The sequence below is a fragment of the Pedobacter folensis genome (genome assembly GCF_056490665.1).
The window spans coordinates 586,319-608,993 of sequence record NZ_JBWJIF010000003.1 but is presented as its reverse complement, the minus strand read 5'-3'; the positions used below and the strand labels follow the sequence as shown (position 1 = coordinate 608,993).

General features: G+C 38.9%; 21 protein-coding genes. 11 read left to right on the top strand and 10 right to left on the bottom strand.

Annotation, left to right across the window (positions count from 1 at the left end; all coding sequences use genetic code 11):
* Positions 1–12: 12 nt before the first annotated feature.
* From AC04QZ_RS17090 to rpsT, 8 genes are all read right to left on the bottom strand, one after another.
* The gene (locus AC04QZ_RS17090; protein ID WP_478358763.1) at positions 13–207 is read right to left on the bottom strand and encodes a hypothetical protein; all 195 of its coding nucleotides are present in this window, start codon (positions 205–207) and stop codon (positions 13–15) included.
* Between the two features lie 13 nt (positions 208–220).
* Complete coding sequence (locus tag AC04QZ_RS17085; protein ID WP_478358762.1) at positions 221–415, bottom strand: hypothetical protein; 195 nt, start codon at positions 413–415, stop codon at positions 221–223.
* A 1-nt stretch (position 416) separates the two neighbouring features.
* Complete coding sequence (locus tag AC04QZ_RS17080; RefSeq protein WP_478358761.1) at positions 417–1,811, bottom strand: radical SAM protein; 1,395 nt, start codon at positions 1,809–1,811, stop codon at positions 417–419.
* 5 nt (positions 1,812–1,816) lie between these two features.
* Complete coding sequence (locus AC04QZ_RS17075) at positions 1,817–2,581, bottom strand: prolipoprotein diacylglyceryl transferase family protein (protein ID WP_478358760.1); 765 nt, start codon at positions 2,579–2,581, stop codon at positions 1,817–1,819.
* Between the two features lie 3 nt (positions 2,582–2,584).
* A complete protein-coding gene (locus AC04QZ_RS17070) occupies positions 2,585–3,421 on the bottom strand; it encodes an endonuclease/exonuclease/phosphatase family protein (protein ID WP_086545130.1) in 837 nt (278 codons plus the stop codon).
* A gap of 107 nt (positions 3,422–3,528) precedes the next feature.
* A complete protein-coding gene (gene radC, locus AC04QZ_RS17065; protein WP_478358759.1) occupies positions 3,529–4,227 on the bottom strand; it encodes a RadC family protein in 699 nt (232 codons plus the stop codon).
* A gap of 76 nt (positions 4,228–4,303) precedes the next feature.
* Positions 4,304–5,368, bottom strand: a complete 1,065-nt coding sequence (locus tag AC04QZ_RS17060) for a redoxin domain-containing protein (protein WP_478358758.1) — start codon at positions 5,366–5,368, stop codon at positions 4,304–4,306.
* Positions 5,369–5,444: 76 nt separating this feature from the next.
* Entirely contained in the window at positions 5,445–5,699 is a 255-nt protein-coding gene (rpsT, locus tag AC04QZ_RS17055; RefSeq protein WP_010603296.1) for a 30S ribosomal protein S20, read from the bottom strand.
* A 243-nt stretch (positions 5,700–5,942) separates the two neighbouring features.
* Between rpsT and purN the strand changes: the two genes are divergently transcribed.
* The 7 genes from purN (at position 5,943) to rodA (ending at position 14,144) form a co-directional block, all read left to right on the top strand.
* The gene (gene purN, locus AC04QZ_RS17050; protein WP_478358757.1) at positions 5,943–6,521 is read left to right on the top strand and encodes a phosphoribosylglycinamide formyltransferase; all 579 of its coding nucleotides are present in this window, start codon (positions 5,943–5,945) and stop codon (positions 6,519–6,521) included.
* Between the two features lie 171 nt (positions 6,522–6,692).
* Entirely contained in the window at positions 6,693–8,219 is a 1,527-nt protein-coding gene (gene purH / locus AC04QZ_RS17045; RefSeq protein ID WP_230145384.1) for a bifunctional phosphoribosylaminoimidazolecarboxamide formyltransferase/IMP cyclohydrolase, read from the top strand.
* A 201-nt stretch (positions 8,220–8,420) separates the two neighbouring features.
* Positions 8,421–9,443 carry a rod shape-determining protein gene (locus tag AC04QZ_RS17040; protein WP_010601761.1) on the top strand — a complete coding sequence of 341 codons (1,023 nt, stop codon included), beginning with the start codon at positions 8,421–8,423 and terminating at the stop codon, positions 9,441–9,443.
* An 80-nt stretch (positions 9,444–9,523) separates the two neighbouring features.
* Entirely contained in the window at positions 9,524–10,363 is an 840-nt protein-coding gene (gene mreC, locus AC04QZ_RS17035; RefSeq protein WP_086545125.1) for a rod shape-determining protein MreC, read from the top strand.
* Positions 10,356–10,871 carry a rod shape-determining protein MreD gene (locus AC04QZ_RS17030; RefSeq protein WP_478358756.1) on the top strand — a complete coding sequence of 172 codons (516 nt, stop codon included), beginning with the start codon at positions 10,356–10,358 and terminating at the stop codon, positions 10,869–10,871. The genes mreC and AC04QZ_RS17030 overlap by 8 nt, the downstream gene beginning before the upstream one ends.
* Entirely contained in the window at positions 10,871–12,880 is a 2,010-nt protein-coding gene (gene mrdA / locus AC04QZ_RS17025) for a penicillin-binding protein 2 (protein WP_086545123.1), read from the top strand. Before AC04QZ_RS17030 ends, mrdA begins: the two co-directional genes overlap by 1 nt.
* A gap of 1 nt (position 12,881) precedes the next feature.
* Complete coding sequence (gene rodA, locus AC04QZ_RS17020; RefSeq protein ID WP_086545122.1) at positions 12,882–14,144, top strand: rod shape-determining protein RodA; 1,263 nt, start codon at positions 12,882–12,884, stop codon at positions 14,142–14,144.
* A 281-nt stretch (positions 14,145–14,425) separates the two neighbouring features.
* Here the strand turns inward: rodA and AC04QZ_RS17015 are convergent, their stop codons facing one another.
* Positions 14,426–15,616 (bottom strand): hypothetical protein, encoded by a 1,191-nt coding sequence (locus AC04QZ_RS17015; protein ID WP_478358755.1) that lies wholly within the window; start codon positions 15,614–15,616, stop codon positions 14,426–14,428.
* A 123-nt stretch (positions 15,617–15,739) separates the two neighbouring features.
* Between AC04QZ_RS17015 and AC04QZ_RS17010 the strand changes: the two genes are divergently transcribed.
* From AC04QZ_RS17010 to AC04QZ_RS16995, 4 genes are all read left to right on the top strand, one after another.
* Positions 15,740–16,321, top strand: coding sequence for a thymidine kinase (locus AC04QZ_RS17010; RefSeq protein WP_051691820.1), 582 nt, complete (start codon positions 15,740–15,742; stop codon positions 16,319–16,321).
* Positions 16,322–16,369: 48 nt separating this feature from the next.
* Positions 16,370–16,975, top strand: a complete 606-nt coding sequence (locus tag AC04QZ_RS17005; protein ID WP_478358754.1) for a Crp/Fnr family transcriptional regulator — start codon at positions 16,370–16,372, stop codon at positions 16,973–16,975.
* Between the two features lie 75 nt (positions 16,976–17,050).
* Positions 17,051–17,983, top strand: a complete 933-nt coding sequence (locus AC04QZ_RS17000) for an NAD-dependent epimerase/dehydratase family protein (RefSeq protein ID WP_478358753.1) — start codon at positions 17,051–17,053, stop codon at positions 17,981–17,983.
* A gap of 47 nt (positions 17,984–18,030) precedes the next feature.
* Positions 18,031–18,840, top strand: a complete 810-nt coding sequence (locus AC04QZ_RS16995) for an SDR family oxidoreductase (protein WP_478358751.1) — start codon at positions 18,031–18,033, stop codon at positions 18,838–18,840.
* A 283-nt stretch (positions 18,841–19,123) separates the two neighbouring features.
* Here the strand turns inward: AC04QZ_RS16995 and AC04QZ_RS16990 are convergent, their stop codons facing one another.
* On the bottom strand, positions 19,124–22,510 hold the full coding sequence (locus AC04QZ_RS16990) for a DEAD/DEAH box helicase (RefSeq protein WP_478358749.1): 3,387 nt from the start codon (positions 22,508–22,510) through the stop codon (positions 19,124–19,126).
* Positions 22,511–22,675: the final 165 nt, after the last annotated feature.

Here is a 22,675-nt window from a genome sequence, read left to right as displayed (position 1 = left end):
CAATAAAAATGACTAATGGCTAATATTTAAATTGGATAGAATTACGGCACATGCCCCTGCTCCGATTAGCAGCATAATAACTGAGGCAATAACTAATTTAAGGCCGGGTTTAACGGGTTGATTTTTCGCGGCTTTTACAATGATCTGAATGATGCCTATTACAAATAACAATACCACGATTACCCAATATACAATAAAAATTTCCATGAGTTTTTTGAGATTAACTATTGGCAAGCAATACCGCACAAGCACCAAAACCGATTATCACCATAATTACTGAAATAATAAGTAATTTTAGTCCAGGTTTAACGGGTTCATTTCTCGACGATTTAATAATAATCTGAATAATGCCAACCACAAAGAGTACAACTGCTGTAAGGCAATAAACAATGAATAATACGAATAAGCCGTCCATGTTAGTTCATATTTAATTTTTCCCTGATCAGATCAATTTTATTGTCGCGGTAAAAAATATTCATGGTTTCGAAAGGCACCATTTTATATTTATCGCTCACAATGTGCACACAGGACTTTTTAACCGCACGCACATCAAAATCCAGCGGGTCCATAAAATTCATGATGATGATCCGGAATAAATTATCATAACTTAAACTATCCGATTTTACCCTTGGCAGGCAGCACATCAATTCGCCAAAGGTATCTTCTGCACAATCAACTGAAACACCTGTACTAAACAAGTTAAGCATGTGTTCTTTCAATTTTTCATCATGTTCGAAAACGATGGTATTTTTCGAATTGTTGAGTAAATCTTCCGGATTGATCAGATGTGTCATCGGGATCACCTCATCGCCAATTTTTAAGGCATAGGCCATACACAGCGCATCTGGATTGCATGGCACCGGGATTAAATCCTGCGGGGTAAAAATTGGGTATTGCTCATAAATTTTCCTGCGTACCTCTGTTAAGGTGATCCTTCCCTGTTGATCATTATAATCATCATTTCTTCCGGCCACCTGAGTAGGCTGGAAAGTAACGCCACGAACACATTTCTGTTTAAGGGCATAATCCAAAATGTCGCCAATTTCATGATCATTAAGGCCATTCTGTAAAGTAACCACCAAAGTTGTGGATACATTAAACTGATTGAGGTGATCGATGGCTTTTCTCCTTACCTCGGTCAGGTCTTCCCCCCTTAATTTGGTCAATACTTCGGGGCTGAAACTATCAAACTGCAGGTAGATTTCAAAATCGGGCATGTAACTGGCCAGTTTCTCGACAAAATTAATATCCTTTGCAATCCTGATGCCGTTGGTATTTACCATTAAGTGTTTAATGGGTTTGGTTTTGGCAAGGTCTAAAATCTTAAAAAATTCGGGGTGTACCGTTGGTTCTCCGCCTGAGAGCTGAACCACATCGGGCTCACCCTCGTTGGCCACCACCACATCCATCATCCGTTCTATTTCAGCCAAAGTTCTATGTCTGCCATAACTTGGCGAAGACATGGCATAACAGGTTGGACAGGCAAGATTGCAACGATCGGTAACTTCTATTACAGTAAGACATGAATGCTGTTCATGATCGGTACATAAACCGCAATCGTAAGGGCAACCGTAATGCACTTTGGTATTAAACTTAAGCGGCATTTCGGATTGTTTATTGTAATTCCGGATCTGTTTGTAATATTCTACATCATCAGCGATCATTACTTTGCTATCGCCATGCGTCCTGCAGTTTTTCAGCATAAACACCTTAGCGTCCTGAAAAACAATTTTCGCATCGCAAAGCTGTAAACATTCCGGACAAAGACTTTTGGTATAATCGTAGTATATATAATCTCTGGTATTGGCCATAATGTTTACTGTTTAGGTAAAATCTGTTTCGAAATTCTGATAATAAATCTATAATAATAAATAAAAATAAACAATGCAGACCAATGAATACTGCTTAAATTTAAAAATAATGATTGGTAAGGTTTTATAAATTCAATTACAAAACGGAACAGAAAATATAACACCATCAATAACTTAAAGCAATCTCCGTTAATCAGTTTTTTGTGTTTTAAGCGATTAAAAAGGGAAATTAAAATTATGAGGTAGATTATTTCATAGAGCATGATGGGATGCCGAAGGATGCCATCACCCAGATCCATGCCCGTAAAAAAGCGAGTCGGCACACCATAAGTTGGCTCGTCGATCCCCATTGAAAAGCAACCAATACGACCGATAATGAGTGCTACCAAAATCGGGATCACATAGATATCACCAGAGGCGATATTTACACCTATGATCTTTTTTATTAGCTCCACACCGAACAAACCGCCGAGCAAACCACCTACAATGGTTTTACTTTGATAAAGAACTGAAAAACTAAGGTGGTGGAGTACTTGGGGCGTTTCGAGCACCGCAATTACACGCGATCCGATTAAGGCGCCAAACATGGCTCCCAGCATAATCCACAACCGGTTTTCGTCAGATATCGGATCTACAATCCCTTTTTTATAGTAATAATATAGCCTAACACCAATGATGAATGCCAGGGTTTCGAAAATATAGTGATAATGGTATTGGTTACCAAAAAGTTCGAATTGAAAGGGAAACAATGATGCAGATTTTAACAGCATAGATTAAAACCAGAGTCTGCAGAACACAGGTAAATGATCAGAATAATACCTTTTATCCTTACTATCAGTTAATACCGCAAATTTCTGCACTTTAAATCCTTTGTTTACAAAAATATAGTCGATCCTGTTTTTCAGGTCGCTGTTAAAATCAAAAGCATTAAAAGTACCTGCCGGGCCATATGGAGGCTCTGCAGAAACCTCTTTCGCATCGATAAGAAAAGATTTGATGGTAGCGATGGCTTCAGTTTCAGGGGTTACATTTAAATCACCCGTAAAAACAACTGGTAAGGTAGGTGCGATCTGTTGTATTTTTTGTTTCAGCAATTTAGCGGATTCAATTCTTGCTTTCACGCCAACATGATCGTAGTGGGTATTAAAAACGATAAATTCTTTTTTATTCAGCTTATCGTACAATTTTACCCAGCTGCATACACGGTTAAGTGCAGCATCCCATCCTTTTGAAGGAACATCAGGCGTTTCTGACAGCCAAAACGTTCCGCCATCTTTTTTGGTAAACCTGTCTTTATCGAAATAAACTGCTGAAAATTCTCCTTTTCGTTTACCATCATCACGCCCAACCCCTACTACATCGAAATTAGAATTCTCGAGCAATGCATCAAATTGTTCTGGTAAAGCTTCCTGTACGCAAAGAATATCGGCATCATGAAATTTCACCAAAGCTTTTACATTATCTTTTCGGTTTGGCCAAGCGTTAACACCATCAGATGCTACATTTAAACGGATGTTATAGGTAATGATATTAATTGGAACCGCTTTTTTCTGAGCGAAAGCCATAATTGTTAATAAAAGAAAAACAGGGATGAGTTTTAAAGTATTCATAAATATAATTTCACCATTTAATTAATGCCGGCAGGCCAATAACAACTAATTTTAAGCCGCTATTATACTAATTTAAGGTTAATTGTACTTTAACAATCAAATATCTTTTAAATTAAATCTTCATCTCTGTAACTATAGTAACGGTTATTGGCGAAAATCACGTGATCAACCACATACAAACTGAGCAAATTTCCGGAGGCAACCATATTCCTGGTCAATTTATCATCGCTCTCGCTGGGCTTTATATTACCCGAAGGATGGTTATGTGCCAATACAATATTTGCGGCATTGTTTTCTAAAGCTGTTTTAAAAATAATTTTTGGATCGGCTACCGTACCTGCCTGCCCGCCTTTACTGATTAAAAACTTGCCAATTACCCGGTTAGACCTGTTGAGGAGTAATATCCAGAACTCTTCGTGATTGAGATTGGCGAAGGTTTGATGTAAATATTTATAAACATCGTTAGAGGTCGTAACGTGGGTAATGGACTCTTCCGCAGTTTCCTTCCGACGTAAACCAAGTTCTAAAGCAGCAATAATGGTTAAGGCTTTGGCTTCGCCAATGCCTCTAAACCTCGAAAGATCCAGAATGGAAGCTTTTCCCAGTTTTGTTAAATTGTTATCGTAAAAAGATAAAATCCTTTTGCTTAAATCCACAGCGGTTTCATTTTTACTTCCCGAGCCAATTAAAATCGCAATCAGTTCGGCATCTGTTAAATGTCTCCGGCCATGTAATAAAAGTTTTTCACGTGGGCGATCTTCTTCCGCCCATAACTTTATACCCAGTTTCTGTTCGTAATTTTCCATTTTTTCAGACAAAAAAAAAGGCATCCCAACTTTTGGTTGGGATGCCTTTACTAATATCGTAAAAATTCAGATTAATCTACTTTACTTTAGAAAAAATCTCATTGAGTTTTTCTTCTAATGTAACCCCTGTTAACCCTCTTGCTAAAATTACGCCGTCCTTATCAATTAAAATATTATCCGGAATCGATCGAATGCTAAACATTTTTGCAACCTCATTATTCCATCCATTTAAATCAGAAACATGAAGCCAGCTGAGTTTATCATCTTTTATTGCTTTTAGCCAATTCTGTTTTTTATCATCTAGTGATACACTTAAAATTTCGAAGCCTTTATCTTTAAACTTATGATAGGCGGCTACAACAACAGGATTTTCCTTTCTGCAGGGTATACACCAGGAAGCCCAAAAATCAATTAAAATATACTTCCCTCTAAATGACTGAATTGAAATTTTTTCTCCTTTTACATCATTTTGTGCAAAATCAGGTACCTTTTCTCCTAATACAATTGGAACCACCTTAATTGTGGCTCCAAGAATATCCTTTCCTTCGCTTGTATCTTTAATTTCTGCACTTAGCGATTGATAGATTTGTTTAAGTTCTGCGTGAGTAAAGCTTACCAGATTCCTTTTTAATATAACAGTACTGGCCATTGTATTGGCTTGTGAAGTTAAAAAATCCAATACAATCTTTTTAATTTCGCTATTTTTAGCTACTTGATCAACCACAGTTTTGGTTCGTTCAGATATTATGTTTGATACAGAATCAATCAACTTATCTGTTAGGCCTTTCTTTAAAAACTTGGTCTGCATACTTATGTAACTAAACTTGCCGCTTTTTCTAAGTCCGCTTTTAGTTACAGTATCGAGTTCTAGAACAACATCACCATCCCCTAAATAAAATGGATCAAGCGTTACCGTTGTTTTGTTTTTAAAATATACATAGGAAAATGCAGGTAAACCGGTTTTTCCATTAAAAGAAAAAGTTCCGTTTTTAACGATGGTTGAATCTTTTTCATCGCCATGAACCAAATATAACAGGCCATCATACGGACACTTAAAGTTTCCGGTAACTAAATAAGTTTTTTGTGCAAAGGCTCCCAATGCAAGACAAAAGAAAAAACTGAATACAAGAGAACGTTTCATCTAAAAAAAATTTAATCACAAAAAAAACGGTATTGAATTGCTTCAATACCGTTCTAATATCGTATAAAAAACTAGCTTATGCTAAACCGTTAACGAATTTCGTTAATTTTGATTTGTTATTAGCCGCTTTGTTTTTGTGGATAATGTTCTTTTTAGCTAAACGATCTAACATAGAGATTACTTTAGGCAATAAATCAGATGCAGATTTTTTATCTTCTGCAGCACGTAATCTTTTAATAAAGGTACGTGTAGTTTTTGCCTGATATCTGTTACGTAAACGTTTTGTTGCGTTTGCTCTAATTCTTTTTAATGAAGATTTATGATTTGCCATTTCTATTTAGCCTTTTATTTTTCTTATTCGTTTCCTATAATTCGGGTTGCAAATATAGGATTAATGTTTTTAAATTACAAAACACTTTCAACTTTTTTTTCATTAAAATTGAACCCCCATTTCCGAACTGCAAAAATACGTTAAAATTATTCATTAATAATACTTTAACTTAATTGAATAAAATTTCTTTTCGATTAAGAAAACAGGCTTAAAAATACTATTTTTGGGCAAAACGATTTTTGAGTGAAAAAACGAATAGCCATCTTTGCATCAGGTTCTGGCTCCAATGCCCAAAAACTGATGGAGCATTTTAAACGGAGTAATGAAATAGAAATATCTTTGGTATTGACCAACAACGCCGATGCCTATGTATTACAAAGAGCTGATAATTTCGAAATTCCCACTCATATTTTCGACAAGAACGAGTTCTACAAAACGGATGAAGTGGTAGACCTGCTTAAAAATCTGGAGATCGATTTCATTGTACTGGCAGGTTTTCTTTGGTTAATCCCTAAAAGCCTCATCCACGCTTACCCGGGCAGAATTGTAAACATCCACCCTGCCATCCTTCCCAAATTTGGAGGAAAAGGGATGTATGGCGACCATGTACACCTCGCGGTAATGGCTGCAGGCGAAACGGAAGGCGGCATCACCATTCATTATGTTAACGAAAACTACGATGAAGGCGAGTACATCTATCAGGCGCGCTACAGAATCGACAAAAACGACAACCTGGAAATGGTCAAGTTTAAGGGCCAGCAGCTCGAGCACCAACACTATCCGCGTGTGGTAGAAACCATTGTAAAAAAAATCAGCAAATAAATTACACCTACAACTGATTAATAAGGCTATTTAAATCCACTTTAAAACAGCGAAGCTGGCAAATGGATCTGCCTTATTATATATAGTAGAATAAAATTTAATATTGATCGGTAAATCTCATTAAAAAACAATCCTGTTTTACTACCTTTGCGGCTCAAAATTTTCAGTAGAATGAGTCAATCCATTAAAATCAAAAACGCTTTAATCTCAGTATATTATAAAGATGGTTTGGAGCCATTGGTAAAATTGTTAGCCGCACAAGGGGTGCAGTTATTTTCTACCGGTGGAACAGAACAATTCATCAAAGATTTAAATCTTCCGGTAACAGCGGTTGAAGATTTAACCGGTTATCCATCAATTTTAGGCGGACGTGTTAAAACTTTACACCCAAAAGTATTTGGCGGAATTTTAAACCGTAGAGCATTAGCTGGCGACCAGGAGCAGATTGCTGAATATGAAATCCCTGAAATTGATTTGGTTATTGTTGACTTATATCCATTTGAAGAAACCGTAAAAGCAGGTGGAACACCGGAAGAGATTATCGAGAAAATCGATATCGGTGGTATTTCCTTAATCCGTGCTGCTGCGAAAAACTTTAATGATGTGGTGATTATCGCATCAAAAAACGACTACCCTACTTTACAAGCCCAATTAGAAGCACAAAATGGCGAAACGACTTTAGCACAACGTAAATCGTTCGCTAAAACAGCTTTCCATACTTCTTCTCACTACGATACTGCAATTTTTAATTATTTCAATACAGAAGAGCCGCTTGATGTTTTCAAACAAAGTGTAACGGAAGCTAAAACTTTACGTTATGGCGAAAATCCTCATCAGGGTGGTGTATTTTATGGCGATTTAGATGCCATGTTTACCAAACTGAACGGTAAAGAATTATCATACAACAACCTGGTTGATGTGGACGCTGCTGTTGCTTTGATTGATGAATTTGAAGATCCAACTTTTGCAATCTTAAAACATACAAATGCTTGTGGTATTGCTTCGCGCCCTACGGTTAAACAAGCCTGGATTGATGCATTGGCCTGCGATCCTGTTTCTGCTTTTGGTGGTGTATTGATTACCAATGTTGCGGTAGACTTAGAAACGGCTCAGGAAATCAACAACCTCTTTTTCGAAGTTTTAATTGCTCCTTCTTACCAGGCAGAAGCAATTGAATTATTCAGCAAAAAGAAAAACCGCGTTATTTTACAACGCAACGAAGTTGAATTGAGCAAAAAACAATTTAAAACATTATTAAACGGTGTAATTGAGCAGGATAAAGATTTAATTATCGAAGGTCCGGAGCAAATGACAACCGTTACCGATAAAGCACCTACTGCACAAGAACTAAAAGATTTGTTCTTTGCCAATAAAATTGTAAAACATACTAAATCGAACACCATTGTTTTGGTTAAGGATGATGTTTTAATTGCAAGTGGCGTTGGTCAAACTTCTCGTGTTGACGCCTTAAGACAAGCGATTGAAAAAGCAGCGGCTTTCGGATTCAGCGTTAAAGGTGCTGCAATGGCTTCTGATGCTTTCTTTCCTTTCCCTGATTGTGTTGAAATTGCTGCCGAAGCCGGAATTACAGCTGTTCTGCAACCAGGCGGATCGATTAAAGATGCTGATTCAGTAGCGAAAGCCAACGAAAAAGGTATTGCAATGGTAACCACAGGGGTAAGACACTTTAAACACTAGTTATTCAGGTAGAAGGTTGAGGGCTTAAAGGTAAAAAGGTTTACATCTGACCCTAAAATTATTAGTTTTATTTTGTTAATATTTTAATTGCCTTAAAAACAATTTAATAACTGAAGAAAATAAAACTTAAAACAATAAAAAAGCTATTTTTACATTAGGAATAGTATAGATTTGATAAAATAAAGAAAACATACCTTATACATGGGATTATTTAACTGGTTTACGCAAGAAGTTGCCATCGATTTAGGCACTGCGAATACCCTGATTATACATAACGACAAAGTAGTTGTAGATGAACCATCTATCGTTGCTTTCGATCGTACTACAAACAAAGTCATTGCTATAGGTCGTCAGGCAATGCAAATGGAGGGTAAAACCCACGATAATATTAAAACCGTTCGTCCATTAAAAGATGGTGTAATTGCCGATTTCAACGCTGCTGAGGCGATGATTAAAGGCATGATTCGCATGCTTAATGGTGGTAAAGGCTGGATGTTCCCTTCTTTACGTATGGTAATCTGTATTCCATCTGGTATTACTGAAGTAGAAAAACGTGCGGTGCGCGATTCTGCTGAAATTGCCGGTGCAAAAGAGGTATACTTAATCCACGAACCAATGGCAGCTGCCGTAGGTATCGGAATTGACGTAGAAGAGCCAATGGGTAACATGATTATCGATATCGGTGGTGGTACTACTGAAATTGCGGTTATCGCTTTATCAGGTATCGTTTGCGATCAATCGATCCGCGTTGCGGGAGATAACTTCGACTCTGATATTGTAAACTACATCCGCCGTCAACACAACATCATGATTGGCGACCGTACGGCTGAAAAAATCAAAATTGAAGTGGGTGCAGCTTTGCCTGAATTACAGGATGCTCCTGCTGATTTCGCGGTTCAAGGTCGCGATTTAATGACCGGTGTACCCAAACAAATTACTGTTTCCTATACCGAAATTGCACATTGTTTAGATAAGTCGATCTCTAAAATTGAAGAAGCGATTTTAAAAGCTTTAGAGATTACCCCTCCGGAACTTTCGGCTGATATTTACCAGACTGGTATTTATTTAACCGGTGGTGGTGCATTGTTGAGAGGTTTAGATAAGCGTGTAGCGGCTAAAACGAAATTACCTGTTCACGTTGCAGAAGATCCGCTTCGTGCGGTAGTTCGTGGAACTGGCATCGCCCTTAAAAACATTGGCGGATATAAATTCTTAATGCAATAACCCACAGAAAATGGAAGATGTAAGATGGATGAGGTATTAATTCCATTTTACATTTCCCATCTTCCATTTTACATCAAAATATGCGTAACCTTTGGATTTTCATCAGCAGATACAACGCATTTTTCTTATTTATCATCTTTTTTATCGTGGGGATTTACCTAACGGTGAAAAACAACTCCTATCAGCGTAGTGTAACCTTAAACTCAAGCAATGAGGTAGTGGGTACTGCATACGAAAGGTTAAATGTTTTTAAACGATATTTAAACCTGGGTATGGTTAACGATAGCCTTGCTGCAGAAAACGCTAAGCTTAAAAGCCAGTTACTGGCATTAACAACGGTAGATACGGCCAAAGATGTTAAAGTGATCGATACGGTTACTAACCAACAATATACGTACCTGGCGGCCAAGGTGATAAAAAATTCTATTACGTTGCGCAATAACATCATCACCATTAACAAAGGTTCTTTGGATGGGATTAAAAAAGACATGGCTGTAATTGCCCCACAAAGGGGGGTTGTCGGTCTTGTCCGTGATGTTTCTGAACATCTGGCCACGATTCAATCCCTGCTGCATAAAGATGCCCGCATTAGTGTGGTATTAAAGAAAAACAATGCATTAGGATCCCTCGTATGGGGCGATGGAAATTTCGACATCAAAAAGGCGTTTATTAAAGGCGTGCCTAACCACATTAAAATGTTCGCTGGCGATACAGTGGTCACTTCTGGGTTTTCCGCATTTCCTGCAGGCATCTTAGTAGGCCGGATTACCAAACCCAATGTGGCAACCAACGATAATTTCTTATCGGGAGAATTGAATTTATTTACAGATTTTAGCACATTGCAATATGTTTATGTGGTTAAAGATAAAAAAGCTGAAGAGCAAAAAGCTTTAGAAAGCATCGCTAAACCGAATGAATAGTAGAATCATTATTATAAATGTCATCAGGTGGTTTTTACTACTTTTTGTGCAGATATTCCTGCTCAAGAATATGGGCTTCTATGATCTTTCTACGCCATTCATTTACGTATTATTTTTACTCCTGCTGCCCTTCGGCATGCCCAACATCCTGTTGTATTTACTGGCTTTTGGAACAGGTTTAACACTTGATGCTTTTTACGATACCATGGGCGTACACGCTACAGCCTGTGTGGTATTGGCTTTTGTAAGAATTTCTTTTATTTCAATAAGTTTAAACCGCGACGCAATTGATGACCCGGAGCCATCGTTAAGTTATATGGGTTTTCAATGGTTTTCACTTTATGCTTTTCTTTGCGTTGTTGCACACCACCTGGTGCTGTTCTTTTTAGAAACATTTAGGCTAACCGAAATTGGTTATACCTTAATGAGATGCGGCTTAAGTTGTATCTTTACACTGCTTATTATTTTATTGGTAGAGTTTATATTCTATAGAAGAACACCACGCTAATGGATCAATTATTTAACCGAAAATATATCGTTCAAGGATTATTTATTGTAATCGCCCTGATTTTATTAGGGAAGTTATTTTATATCCAGATTATTAGCGATGCAGCTTTCGTTTCTGCAGAAAGTAACGTTTTAAGAAAAATATACAAGTACCCTGCCCGTGGTGCCATTCTAGACAGGAATATGAAGGTGATTGTACAGAATGAACCTGTATACGACCTCATGGTTACGCCAAATGAAGTAAAACCTTTTGATACCCTCGCGCTTGCTCAGGCTTTAGACATTACTTTTGAGGATGTCCGGAAAAACCTAAAAAAAGCAAGAGGAAAATCGAGTTATCAGGCCACTCCTTTCCTTAAACAGATTTCGGTGCAAAGTTATGCCCGTTTACAGGAAACACTTTACCGTTTCCCTGGATTTAGAACACAGGACAGAACGATCAGGCATTATCCCGATAGCGTTGGCGGACAGTTATTTGGTTATGTAAAAGAAGTAAGTCCTGTTGATATTGAAAAATCTGAAGGCTTTTATAAACCCGGCGATTACAAAGGCAAAAGTGGTTTAGAGTTTTCTTATGAAGAAACTTTAAGAGGCGAAAAGGGCGTAATTAATACGGTATACGATGCGCACAACACCCCACAGGGAAGTTATGCCGATGGTAAATATGATGTTAACGCGGTTTCTGGAGAAAGGTTAATCTCGGGAATTGATATGCGCATTCAAAAACTCGGTGAAGAACTGATGATGAATAAGGTTGGTGCAATTGTAGCAATCGAACCTGCTTCCGGAGAAATTCTTTCGCTGGTCAGTAGCCCGGGATATGATCCAAATCTTTTGGTCGGTAGAAACCAGGGGAATAATTACATGGAATTTATTGTGGGTAATCCATACCGCCCATCTTTAGTAAGACCAATAATGGGTTACTATCCCCCAGGATCTTCTTTTAAACCCGTTGATGCGCTAATCGGATTGCAGGAGGGTGTAATCGATCCCAACACCACCTTCTTTTGTCCACACTATTATCAGGCTGGAAACAGGAAAATTAAATGCGAACACTTTGATGGTTCCATTTCGCTGAGAAGGGGTATTGCCCGTTCCTGCAATACTTATTTTTGTTATGTTTTTCAAAAGTTAATCACCAAAAACGGGATGAAAAACCAAAGACAAACTTATCAGGAATGGCGCGATAAAGTAGCTAAATTTGGTTTCGGATCAAAACTGGACATCGATATGCCTTATGAAAGAAAGGGCTATTTTTACACCGCAGATCATTACGATAAAGTTTATGGTAAAAGATGGGGTTATACCAACGTCATCTCGCAGGCTATTGGCCAGGGTGAAATTACTGCTACTCCATTGCAGATGGCAAATGCCATGGCGATTATTGCCAACCGTGGTTATTACATCAAACCGCACTTAATTAAAGGCATCGGCGATAAAAACCTGGTTAAAAAAGAATATGTGGTTAAAAATTATGTAGGTGTAGATGCCAGACATTTCGAGCCGGTAATTGATGGCATGCAGGATGCGGTAAACACCAGCTGGGGAACCGCCATACTCTCACGAATTCCGGATGTGGTACTCTGCGGAAAAACAGGAACGGTACAAAACCCACACGGCAAAAACCACTCCGTATTTATAGGTTTTGCCCCAAGGGATAATCCGAAAATTGCCATCGCTGTAATTGTAGAAAATGCAGGTTATGGCAGTACCTATGCCGCACCAATTGCCAGTTACATGATCGAAAAATACCTTAAAGGTAGTGTAAGTGGTGGAAGAGCTGCTCAGGTAGAATGGATGAAGAATCAAAACCTGCTTCCTTTATTAATCGACAAAACAAAAAAAATCAAATTAACGAAAGCCGATAGTTTGTTGCTAAAAAAAGCAGATTCTACCAAGCGGATAAAAGATAGTTTGAGAATTAAATCGGCAACCATAAAACAAACGGTTACCACAAAGCCCAAAGAATTAAAATCAGTAATCATCGATAAACCTGTAATCCAGAAATAAAATGCAGCAGCAACAGGGAAACCGTTTTTTCTTTAATGTAGATTGGATTACTGTTTTAATCTATATCGCTTTATGCGCTATTGGTTTTGTCAACATTTATGCTTCCGTTCCACCCGAGCAAACTGCCGTGTTTGGTTTTAGCACGCTTTACGGCAAGCAGTTAATTTATATCATCACCGGTTTAATTTTAGGCTTATCGATCTTATTATTTGACGGTAGGCTTTTCAATGTCTTCTCGCCCTTTATTTATGGCGGCACCTTGCTTTTGTTAATGGCGGTATTGCTGATCGGAAATAAAGTAGCCGGGAACCAGGCATGGATTGCCATAGGCTCTTTTAAACTTCAACCGGCCGAATTTGCCAAGTTTGGCACAGCCCTGCTTCTGGCAAGGTATGTAGGCGCATTTAATCCCAAATTCCGTGATATTAAATCAATCATGATTGCGGGATTAATCGTTGGTGCACCACTATTGTTAATCATGCTTCAGCCCGATACGGGTTCGGCATTGGTGTTTCTTGCATTTATGTTCCCGTTATACCGCGAGGGCTTATCAGGATACTTTCTATTGATATTTTTGGGAATGATTGTGCTCTTTATTGCCGATTTCTTAGTACCAACCTACATCTTAATCATCATTATTACCACCATTGCCGGCCTCTTTATTTACAACAACAGAAGGAAACAAAAAATAATCTTCTCTACGGTATTGGTAACCGTTTTCGCTATTGGCTATCTGTTTTTAATCAAAATCGCCTACGAAAAAGTTTTAGCGCCCCACCAACGCAGCCGTATCGAATTAATGTTAGGGCTTAAAACCGATAATAAAGGTGCGGGTTATAATGTAATTCAATCGCAGATTGCCATAGGCTCGGGCCAGGGAACGGGTCGTGGATTTTTACAAGGCACACAAACTAAATATGGTTATGTACCCGAGCAAAGCACTGACTTTATTTTCTCTACCATTGGTGAGGAATGGGGATTTATGGGCTGTTCGGTGGTGATAGGTTTATACATGTTCCTGCTGCTCCGATTGGTTAATTTGGCAGAAAGGCAGCGATCTACCTTCTCCAGGGTGTATGGCTATAGCGTGGCCTGTATCCTCTTTTTTCACGTGTTTATTAATATCGGGATGACAATTGGCATTATTCCGGTAATCGGAATTCCCCTACCTTTAATTAGTTATGGTGGTTCTTCGCTTTGGAGTTTTACCATCTTGCTGTTTATCTTCTTGAAGCTGGATTCTAACCGGATGGGATTCATTTAGTCCTCAGTCGAAAGTCTTTATTCTGAAGTCGATATATCAAAAGAGACGCGTCATCCTGAATAGATTTTTCAAAGGCATTACAAATGCTAATCTCGTGCATCCTCGTTACAAACGAGGACGATAATGGCATTAAGATTCCCGCCTGCGCGGGAATGACGCCTCAATGGGCAATAGCATGATGGATACTGACCTGTAGCGAAGCGGAAAGCTACACAGTAAAACAAGTTCAGTATGACGATGCGCAGTGTAACGCCAGCCGCTATTCGCCTTACGCCATGCACCTACTTACTAAACCTTCGGTTCAATAACTCGTAAAACTGATCGACAGTGGCTTGTTTGTTAGCCCAGTTATTTTTAGCGGCGTAATTATTCTGCAGGTAGCTATCTGCAGCTTCGAAGCTGTTCATTTTATTAATAATATCAATGACTTCCGAATAGGCCAGATTATAGCCATTAAAAAGATCTTTAATAAAAAGTAACTTTTCATTTAAACTAATTGCCTGTTTTAAATCAGCAATAGGTGCTTTAACAGGTTCATCGCTTTTTCCATTTGTTTTGGCCAGCAAATCGTTTAAACTTGGCGCAGGTTTAGCCGCTTCAGGCTGTGGAGCAGGTTTTACCGGAACAGCTTCAGGTCTAAACAGAGGGCGTTCCTGTTCAACAGGTGGCGAAATAATGGGATCATCCAGTTTCACATCTTTCAGTGCCTCAATAGGCTCACTTGGCACAGCAACCGGTTCCACTTCTTTAACAACTGCAACAGGTTCTTCTTCGGCAATTACTAAAGGTTCTTCCTCTTCTTCCTGCGGAATTAAAAAAGGCTCCGGGCCAATTTCATCTTCTTCAGTCGGCAGCACCTCTTCCTGAACAGATAAAGCATCTTCCTTTTCGTGAATTATCTTTTTACGCGCTAAAATTTCTGCTTCTTCTTTGCTTAAGGGTCGATCGAAAATTTCTTCAACAGATTTTGCTTCGTAATCAAACTGATCATTTTCATCGTGTTTGCCCAGTACAAATTCAAAAGTATGGTCATCTTGGTCGGGTTTAAAGAAATCTTTATTCAAAAGCGAAGCCGCTTTTTCTTCTTCAATAATTTCATCATCCAGCACTTCCTGCTCCGGCTTTACATCCACTCGTTCTTCCTCTTCCTGGGCGGTAGCTACTTCCTCCAGTTCCTGTGGATCAAAACACTCATCGTCTTCCGCATAACTTTTTTCAGCTTCAGGCAATATAATGGTATTCTGTTCAGCCAACAAAGCATGGTTTCCCGGTTCAGCCGTTTTATCCTCGGTTATGGTATTTAATTTTTTGACGATATTCACATGATCGGAAAGGAAATGGGCATTAGCCAGAAAAAGCTCCAGCTCCAAATCGTTTAATTGCTGAGGATTTTGAGCTAAAAACTGATATTGCTCATTTAATTCTGTTAAAATGCTGCCGATCTTTCTGAAAATATCTTGTTGGTTCATCATAAAATTAAAACGAATTTTTAGTCGATTTATGTTGGTAACTATGTGTTCAAAAATAACACATAATTCTCATATTTGTTCGGTTTAAAAATTATAGCACGGACATAGGGGAATAAAAAAACAGGCATGTTATTTAGCGAACAAAATTTTAGAAGAAGGGGCGAATTTTCGGGAAGTATAGAGGTGGTATGTGGCTCTATGTTTTCGGGTAAAACGGAAGAACTGATCCGCAGGTTAAAAAGAGCCCAGATTGCTAAACTGAATGTCGAAATTTTTAAACCGCGCACCGATACCCGTTACCATGAAACTGCTGTGGTATCGCACGATTTAAACTCGATAAACTCTACCCCTGTTGATAGTGCTTCGGCCATTTTATTACTTGGCACCAATACGCAGGTGGTGGGCATAGATGAAGCACAGTTTTTTGATGATGAACTGCCTGATGTTTGCAATAAACTGGCCCTTAAAGGCATACGTGTGATTGTTGCAGGCCTGGATATGGATTTCACGGGCAAACCCTTTGGCCCTATGCCTGCATTAATGGCCATTGCCGAACATGTTACCAAAGTAAATGCGGTTTGTGTTTGCTGTGGAAACCCTGCCCTTTACAGTTACCGGACCGTTGCCGATGAAGCAACCGTTTTACTGGGCGAAAAGGAAAGTTATGAGCCACGTTGCAGGGCTTGTTATAATCTGGGCAAAGGATAACGCCATTCTTGATTAATCTGTATCTTTAAACCGGATTTAATTATAGGTATGGATAAACAATTTAAAATCAATGCTTTTAGAACCGGTTTAGCTCAATTTGTAACCTTCAAAGAAAGTGAATGGGAAATCTTAAGTCAGTACCTGAGTTTTTCTACCTTAAAGAAAAAGGATCATTTTGTAGTGGAAGGAAAAGTATGCAATTATATTGGCTTTATTATCCAGGGTGCGGTTAGGCATTATCATGTTAAAGACGGACAAGAAATTACGGGTTATTTTTGTTTTGAAAACGAGCTGGTAAGTGCCTATAAAAGCTTTGTAAAAAGAATACCCAGTACAAATTTTATTCAGGCCTTAGAAGAAACCGAACTCGTTCTTATTGCTTACGCCGATCTTCAGAAAATGTTGAACCATCCCATGTTGGCACTTAAAATGGAAAGGTTTGGCCGTCTGGTTGCAGAGTATTACATCTGCTGTTATGAAGACCGCGTTACCGCCTTTGTTACCCAAAGCCCTGAAGAGCGATATACTACACTTGAAAAAACGGCAAAAGATATTTTCCAGCGTGTTCCACAGCACTTTATCGCCAACTTTTTAGGTATCACCCCTGTCTCGCTCTCGCGTATCCGTAAACGCACACTCATTTTAAAAGATTAAATTCAAACCTTATCTTTTGTTAACGTTTTCACGGTTCCATGGCGCATAACTTTGAACTAATCAAAAAACAAAGATATGCATACTATACTTGGCGCCGGCGGACCAACAGCAAACGCACTAACCAGAGAATTAAGCAATACGAACGAAACCATTAGATTGGTTAGCCGAAAACCAATTTCTACCAGTAACCCAAATGCAAGCTGGGTTAAGGCCGATTTATTAAATGAAGCTGAACTTTTCACAGCGGCCGAAGGTTCGAAAGTTATCTACCTGTGCGCCGGTTTGACTTACGATGCCGAAATATGGCAACAACAGTGGCCGGTTATTATTCAAAATGTAATTAACTTAACTAAACGTACCGGCGCAAGGCTAATATTTTTCGATAATGTTTACATGTATGGGCTGGTAAATGGCCCAATGACAGAAAATACGCCTTACCAGCCATGTAGTTTAAAGGGAAAAGTAAGGGCAAAAGTAGCCGAACAATTAATGAACGAATCGAAAGCGGGTAAAATAAATGTAACCATTGCCCGCGCTGCAGATTTTTACGGAGCAGAGTCGATGAACAGCTTTTTTGATATGATGGCACTCGATAAGTTTGCCAAAAACAATAAAGCTCAATGGATAGGAGACCCAAATACACTACACAGTTTTACTTACGTTGAAGATGCGGGGAAAGCTTTGTATCTATTAGGACAAACACCCGATTCTGGCAACCAGATATGGCACTTACCTACTGCGGCTCCTTTAAAAGGGAAAGCTTTTATAGAAATGGCTGCAAAGATTTATGAAACCAAGCCTCAATACATGATCATTAATAAACTGATGCTACGCCTGGTAGGTTTATTTAAAAAGGTAGTTGCTGGCACGGTAGAAATGTATTACCAGTACGATCATGATTACCATTTCGATTCTACAAAATTTGAAAAAGCATTTAACTTCAAACCCACAGCGTATTATGATGGTATTTTAAAGCTATCGAAAACCATGTATAAAAAGCAGAATTGACAATAATCGGCGTAAATTATAAAGCCAACTATTTATCTTTAGGGCAAATGATTTCAGATAATACAACGCATAAAACCATATCTATTCTAGGCTGTGGTTGGTTCGGGTTGGCTTTAGCCAAAAAACTGATCGGGTTAAATTACACCGTTAAGGGTTCTACCACAAGCCAGGAGAAGTTAGCGATACTTCAGGCCGAAAATATCCAGCCGTTTTTAGTCAACTTTACGACTGAAACGATTGTAGCTGATCCAGTTTTTTTTGAGGCCGATACCTTATTTATCTGCATTCCACCAAAGCGAAATTCAACGGAACTCCATGATTATCCCAAAAAGATCAATTCAATTTTGGCTGCAGCAAAAGATAAATCGAAACAGGTGGTGTTGATCAGTTCGACGAGTGTTTATGCTGATGAAAATAAGATCGTAAATGAAACCAGCGAAACCCATCCCGATACTGATTCAGGAAGAGTCGTTTTAGCAGCAGAAATTTTATTTAAGGAGCTATTTCCAGAAAACTGCACCGTGATCCGCTTTGCAGGTTTGATTGGCCCTGACCGCAATCCGGGGAGATTCTTTGCCGGAAAAAGTAATGTTCCGAATGGTTTAGCACCAGTAAACTTGATTCACCAGACAGATGCCGTTGGCATTGCAGTTAAACTTTTAGAAAAAGAGGCATTCGGCCGAACCTACAATGCCTGCTCGCCAAACCATCCTGCAAAAATGGAATTTTATGTCAACGCGGCTAAAAGCACAGGGCTTGCAATACCTGATTTTATCGCGGAAAAGAAAGATTGGAAAATTGTAGAGAGTTTGCATGTACCTGAATTTTTGGGGTATGAGTTTGAGGTGGAGATTTAGAAATCTAAACCGAATTCGTCACCCTGAACCGAGCCTTAGCGAGCTCACCGAAGGTAATTTATTTCAGGGTCTATTTTGCAGAAAGATGCTGATCCGAGTGTTCGGGACAGTATGAAGATTGTTTAGGTTAAAAAGGCTAAAAAATTATCACTACGAATAAATAGTAATTGAACTGAGCCCGATAGATTTCTCGACTTCGTTGCACTCCGCTCGAAATGACGAACCTTTTATAATAATTAGTGAGCACCTTGGTTCATATCTCCTCGGACCAATAGCAAAATCACTAACTCAACAAGCCCAATAATTCTTTTTTGGTTAAATTCTTGAACAAACTTCCATCCGTTTGGATCAGATCTTTAACCAGATCCTTTTTGGTGGCCTGAAGCTTCATAATTTTCTCCTCGATCGTATCAGGGCAGATTAAACGTACAGCCATCACATTTTTATGCTGACCAATCCGATATGCCCGATCTATAGCCTGGTTTTCTACCGCTGGATTCCACCATGGGTCGACCAGGTAAACATAATCGGCTTCGGTAAGGTTCAATCCGGTTCCACCGGCCTTTAAACTGATCAGAAAAACAGGAATATCGGCATTTTGTTGAAAAGAACTAACCACTTCTGCCCTTTTACGGGTTTGCCCCGTAAGGTATTCGTATTTAATGCCACGGCTTGCCAATTGTTTTTTAATCAGATCGAGCATGGTTACAAACTGAGAAAAAACAAGGATTTTATGGTTGCCAGCCTTACTTTCAATCTGCTCCATCAGCACATCAATTTTTGAGGAAGCCTGCAAATATGATTTTCCATCGGCCAGTAATGCAGCCGAATTACAGATCTGCCGTAAGGTGGTAATGCTTTTCAGCACATGCATCGAGCTTTTAGGTAGCTCATCTTCCTGTTTACCCAGAATAAAATCCTGGATTTCCTTTTTGTTCGCTTCGTACACTTCGCGCTGTTCCGTTCCCATTTCGCAATACAGTACAATTTCTGTTTTATCGGGAAGTTCTTTCGCCACCTGTTCTTTGGTCCTGCGGAGAATAAACGGCCTGATTTTTTGCTGAAGCTCTTCTGCCCTTCTACTATCCTTAAACTGATCAATCGGGGTTGAATACAAATCGGCAAACTGCTGTTTACTGCCAAATAAGCCCGGACAAGCGAATGACAACTGCCCGTATAAATCAAAGGTATTGTTCTCAATCGGCGTTCCCGTCATGGTTACTTTATTTCTCGATTGCAGCATCCTTACCGCTTTATAACGTTGCGAATCGGGGTTTTTGATCAATTGCGATTCATCCAAGAAGATATAGTTAAAGCGATAATCTTTCAAAAAACGGATATCAGAAAGTAGTGTTCCATAAGAGGTTAAAATGATTTCGTAATCATCGAATGTATCCGTCGTTTTGGTCCTTTCGCCGGCATAAATGGTTTTTACCTTTATGGAAGGTGCAAATTTCTCTACTTCGGCCTTCCAGTTAAAGATTAACGAAGCCGGAACAACGACCAGATTGGTATTGTGTTTTACTTTTTCGCGCTGTGATAAAATGAAAGCCAAAACCTGAATGGTTTTTCCCAATCCCATATCATCTGCCAGGCAGGAACCGAAATTAAAATCATCCAAAAAGTTGAGCCAGTTTAAGCCATCCTTTTGGTAATGGCGTAAAGTGGCGGTTAAACCCTTTGGTACTTCAACCTCCTGGATTGAGGCTGTACCTTCGAATTTCTGCTTATATAGTTTCAACTCGTTTTTTACATCGCCATCTAATAATGCATCTTCATAAAGCTCACTGATGGAAGCAAATTTAATTTTTGGCGTAAGAATGGCTTCTTCGGTAACTTCTCCTGCACTAAAATAAGCAGCAAATTTTTCGATCCATTCGTGTGGTAGTATACCCTGTGTTCCATCATCAAGCGTTACAAACTTACTTTTGTTCCTGATCGATTTATGCAAATGTTTTAGCGCAACCTGCTGCTTACCAAATTTCACTTTTACTTTGGTTTCGAACCAATCTGTCCCACTTAAAACCTCGATATTAATTTTAGCCTGAAATTCACTCAATTTATTGTTTTTGAGCTGGTTGAAACCTAGAATATGAATGCCTTTATTCCGCCATACCTCAAAAGCTTCGAGGAACCAGGCTTCTTCCAGGAATCGTTTACGATGCAGGTAAAAAGAATCGTTGGTTTCCTGATCGTAGAAAAAAGGATGCTGTTTCAGCACATTTCCGATAAACTGCAGCTCGGCATTTTCGTCACGATGTAAGGTAAAGAGATTACCCAGTTTATCCTGCGCCTGGATTTGCTTTTTCGACAGCACGGGTATTTCTAAATTCCCATAACGCATTACCGGCGTAAGAAGGATGTAGTCTTCAGATTCTGACAGGTAAATCAATTGCTCGTTTTCGAGATCGAAACCTTTTTCTTCAATCTGGCTTTTGGTAGCAGGCTTTAAATAAGAATAATCGACATGGATACTGCCTTCCAGAGGCACCAAAATAACTTTTTGAAACTCCGGGTATTTTGTTTTGTGCAGGATTAACCGGTTGCTCTGTTTTTTGAAAAACCCGATTACGCGTAGAAAATCGAGTCTGCCAATTAAATACAGCTGATCTTTAAGTTTAACAAAATACTGGTGTATCAATACCAGGTTATCCAGCTCGTATGATTTCCCTTCGATGATCAACCGACCTGTAATTTCGTAATAATCATCGCGTTGGTTTACAGAAAGACGCAGGTCTACTTCCAGCAAATGCACATCAACGGCCGTAATGGTTGAGGCCTGAATTGCGGCAGACTGTTTACTGTCCTGCAGGTAAAAAGGAATCTGTAGCGGATTTTTAACGATCGCCTTTAAGGCTTCAATTTCTGCCTCGCTTTGATCGTTATTGTAATTCTGTTGAAAAGTGGTGATACCGCTATAAAATTTGAGCAGATCATTATCGTTGGTTTTAAAAAGCAGATCTGCAGGATTAATTCCTTTTACCGGGTTTTTAACTTTGCCACTTTTAGTGGTTTCGGCCTCAAATAATTCTACCGTTAAATTGTTGTAATAACGGTGTTGTCCAAAAACCAGGATCATTTTACCCCGATCGTTTTTGGCTTGTATTTTTGTATTACCTTTAGTTGCCGGCAATAAAAGCTCCTGTAAATTTTGCTGTGCTTCTTTATTGAATGGCTGGAGGGCATCCATTTTAGGGCGGATATCTAACTGGCCGTTTTCGTAGCGGAGATTAAAAAGCAAATCAAGATGCGCTTCCTTTTCCAATCCATAATCGATTGCAATTTTACTAAGCTTTTGCTTCCGCAGGTTACTATCGAAAAATATGAGCAGATCCTGACGCTGAAGGATATTATACAAAACCCTTGCCTGGTGTTCGCAGAGTTTATGTTTCGGTGTGGTACAACGGCAAGAAAGCTTTACTGAATTATAGTTTTGCTGTACCTGAACAATCGGAAAAGGTAAACCAGAAGCTTCATCGCTAAAGGCCGCAAAATCGATTTCAATCTGCTCTGGAAAAAGCTGATAAAAGCCTTTAACATCAGTATGAATGAGTCCGCTTAAATGTTTAAGGATAACAATCTGGCTAAGATTTTTCAGGTTAAAATCCTTTAAAATATAATCGTAAGGATTATGCTCTGATACCTGATGTGCGGTTACCTGTTCACTCATTTAAACTAAAATAGCTAAGTGATAAAAGTAATCATTAATAAGTTTTAGCTAAAACTCCTTTTTAGGTTTTTATGCACAATTAATCGAGAATCGTCATTTCGAGCGGAGTGCAACGCAGCCGAGAAATCTATCTCGATAGATCTCTCCATTTCACTGCGCTTCAGT

Bases quoted from the DNA above. Each gene is read 5' to 3' on its own strand.
- AC04QZ_RS17010 (WP_051691820.1), top strand. From the start codon at position 15,740: ATGTTATTTAGCGAACAAAATTTTAGAAGAAGGGGCGAATTTTCGGGA.
- AC04QZ_RS17070 (WP_086545130.1), bottom strand. From the start codon at position 3,421: ATGAATACTTTAAAACTCATCCCTGTTTTTCTTTTATTAACAATTATG.
- AC04QZ_RS17040 (WP_010601761.1), top strand. From the start codon at position 8,421: ATGGGATTATTTAACTGGTTTACGCAAGAAGTTGCCATCGATTTAGGC.
- radC (WP_478358759.1), bottom strand. From the start codon at position 4,227: ATGGAAAATTACGAACAGAAACTGGGTATAAAGTTATGGGCGGAAGAA.
- AC04QZ_RS17060 (WP_478358758.1), bottom strand. From the start codon at position 5,368: ATGAAACGTTCTCTTGTATTCAGTTTTTTCTTTTGTCTTGCATTGGGA.
- rodA (WP_086545122.1), top strand. From the start codon at position 12,882: ATGCAGCAGCAACAGGGAAACCGTTTTTTCTTTAATGTAGATTGGATT.
- AC04QZ_RS17000 (WP_478358753.1), top strand. From the start codon at position 17,051: ATGCATACTATACTTGGCGCCGGCGGACCAACAGCAAACGCACTAACC.
- AC04QZ_RS16995 (WP_478358751.1), top strand. From the start codon at position 18,031: ATGATTTCAGATAATACAACGCATAAAACCATATCTATTCTAGGCTGT.
- AC04QZ_RS17085 (WP_478358762.1), bottom strand. From the start codon at position 415: ATGGACGGCTTATTCGTATTATTCATTGTTTATTGCCTTACAGCAGTT.
- AC04QZ_RS17090 (WP_478358763.1), bottom strand. From the start codon at position 207: ATGGAAATTTTTATTGTATATTGGGTAATCGTGGTATTGTTATTTGTA.
- purH (WP_230145384.1), top strand. From the start codon at position 6,693: ATGAGTCAATCCATTAAAATCAAAAACGCTTTAATCTCAGTATATTAT.
- AC04QZ_RS17005 (WP_478358754.1), top strand. From the start codon at position 16,370: ATGGATAAACAATTTAAAATCAATGCTTTTAGAACCGGTTTAGCTCAA.
- mreC (WP_086545125.1), top strand. From the start codon at position 9,524: ATGCGTAACCTTTGGATTTTCATCAGCAGATACAACGCATTTTTCTTA.
- AC04QZ_RS16990 (WP_478358749.1), bottom strand. From the start codon at position 22,510: ATGAGTGAACAGGTAACCGCACATCAGGTATCAGAGCATAATCCTTAC.
- mrdA (WP_086545123.1), top strand. From the start codon at position 10,871: ATGGATCAATTATTTAACCGAAAATATATCGTTCAAGGATTATTTATT.
- AC04QZ_RS17080 (WP_478358761.1), bottom strand. From the start codon at position 1,811: ATGGCCAATACCAGAGATTATATATACTACGATTATACCAAAAGTCTT.
- rpsT (WP_010603296.1), bottom strand. From the start codon at position 5,699: ATGGCAAATCATAAATCTTCATTAAAAAGAATTAGAGCAAACGCAACA.
- AC04QZ_RS17075 (WP_478358760.1), bottom strand. From the start codon at position 2,581: ATGCTGTTAAAATCTGCATCATTGTTTCCCTTTCAATTCGAACTTTTT.
- AC04QZ_RS17015 (WP_478358755.1), bottom strand. From the start codon at position 15,616: ATGATGAACCAACAAGATATTTTCAGAAAGATCGGCAGCATTTTAACA.
- AC04QZ_RS17030 (WP_478358756.1), top strand. From the start codon at position 10,356: ATGAATAGTAGAATCATTATTATAAATGTCATCAGGTGGTTTTTACTA.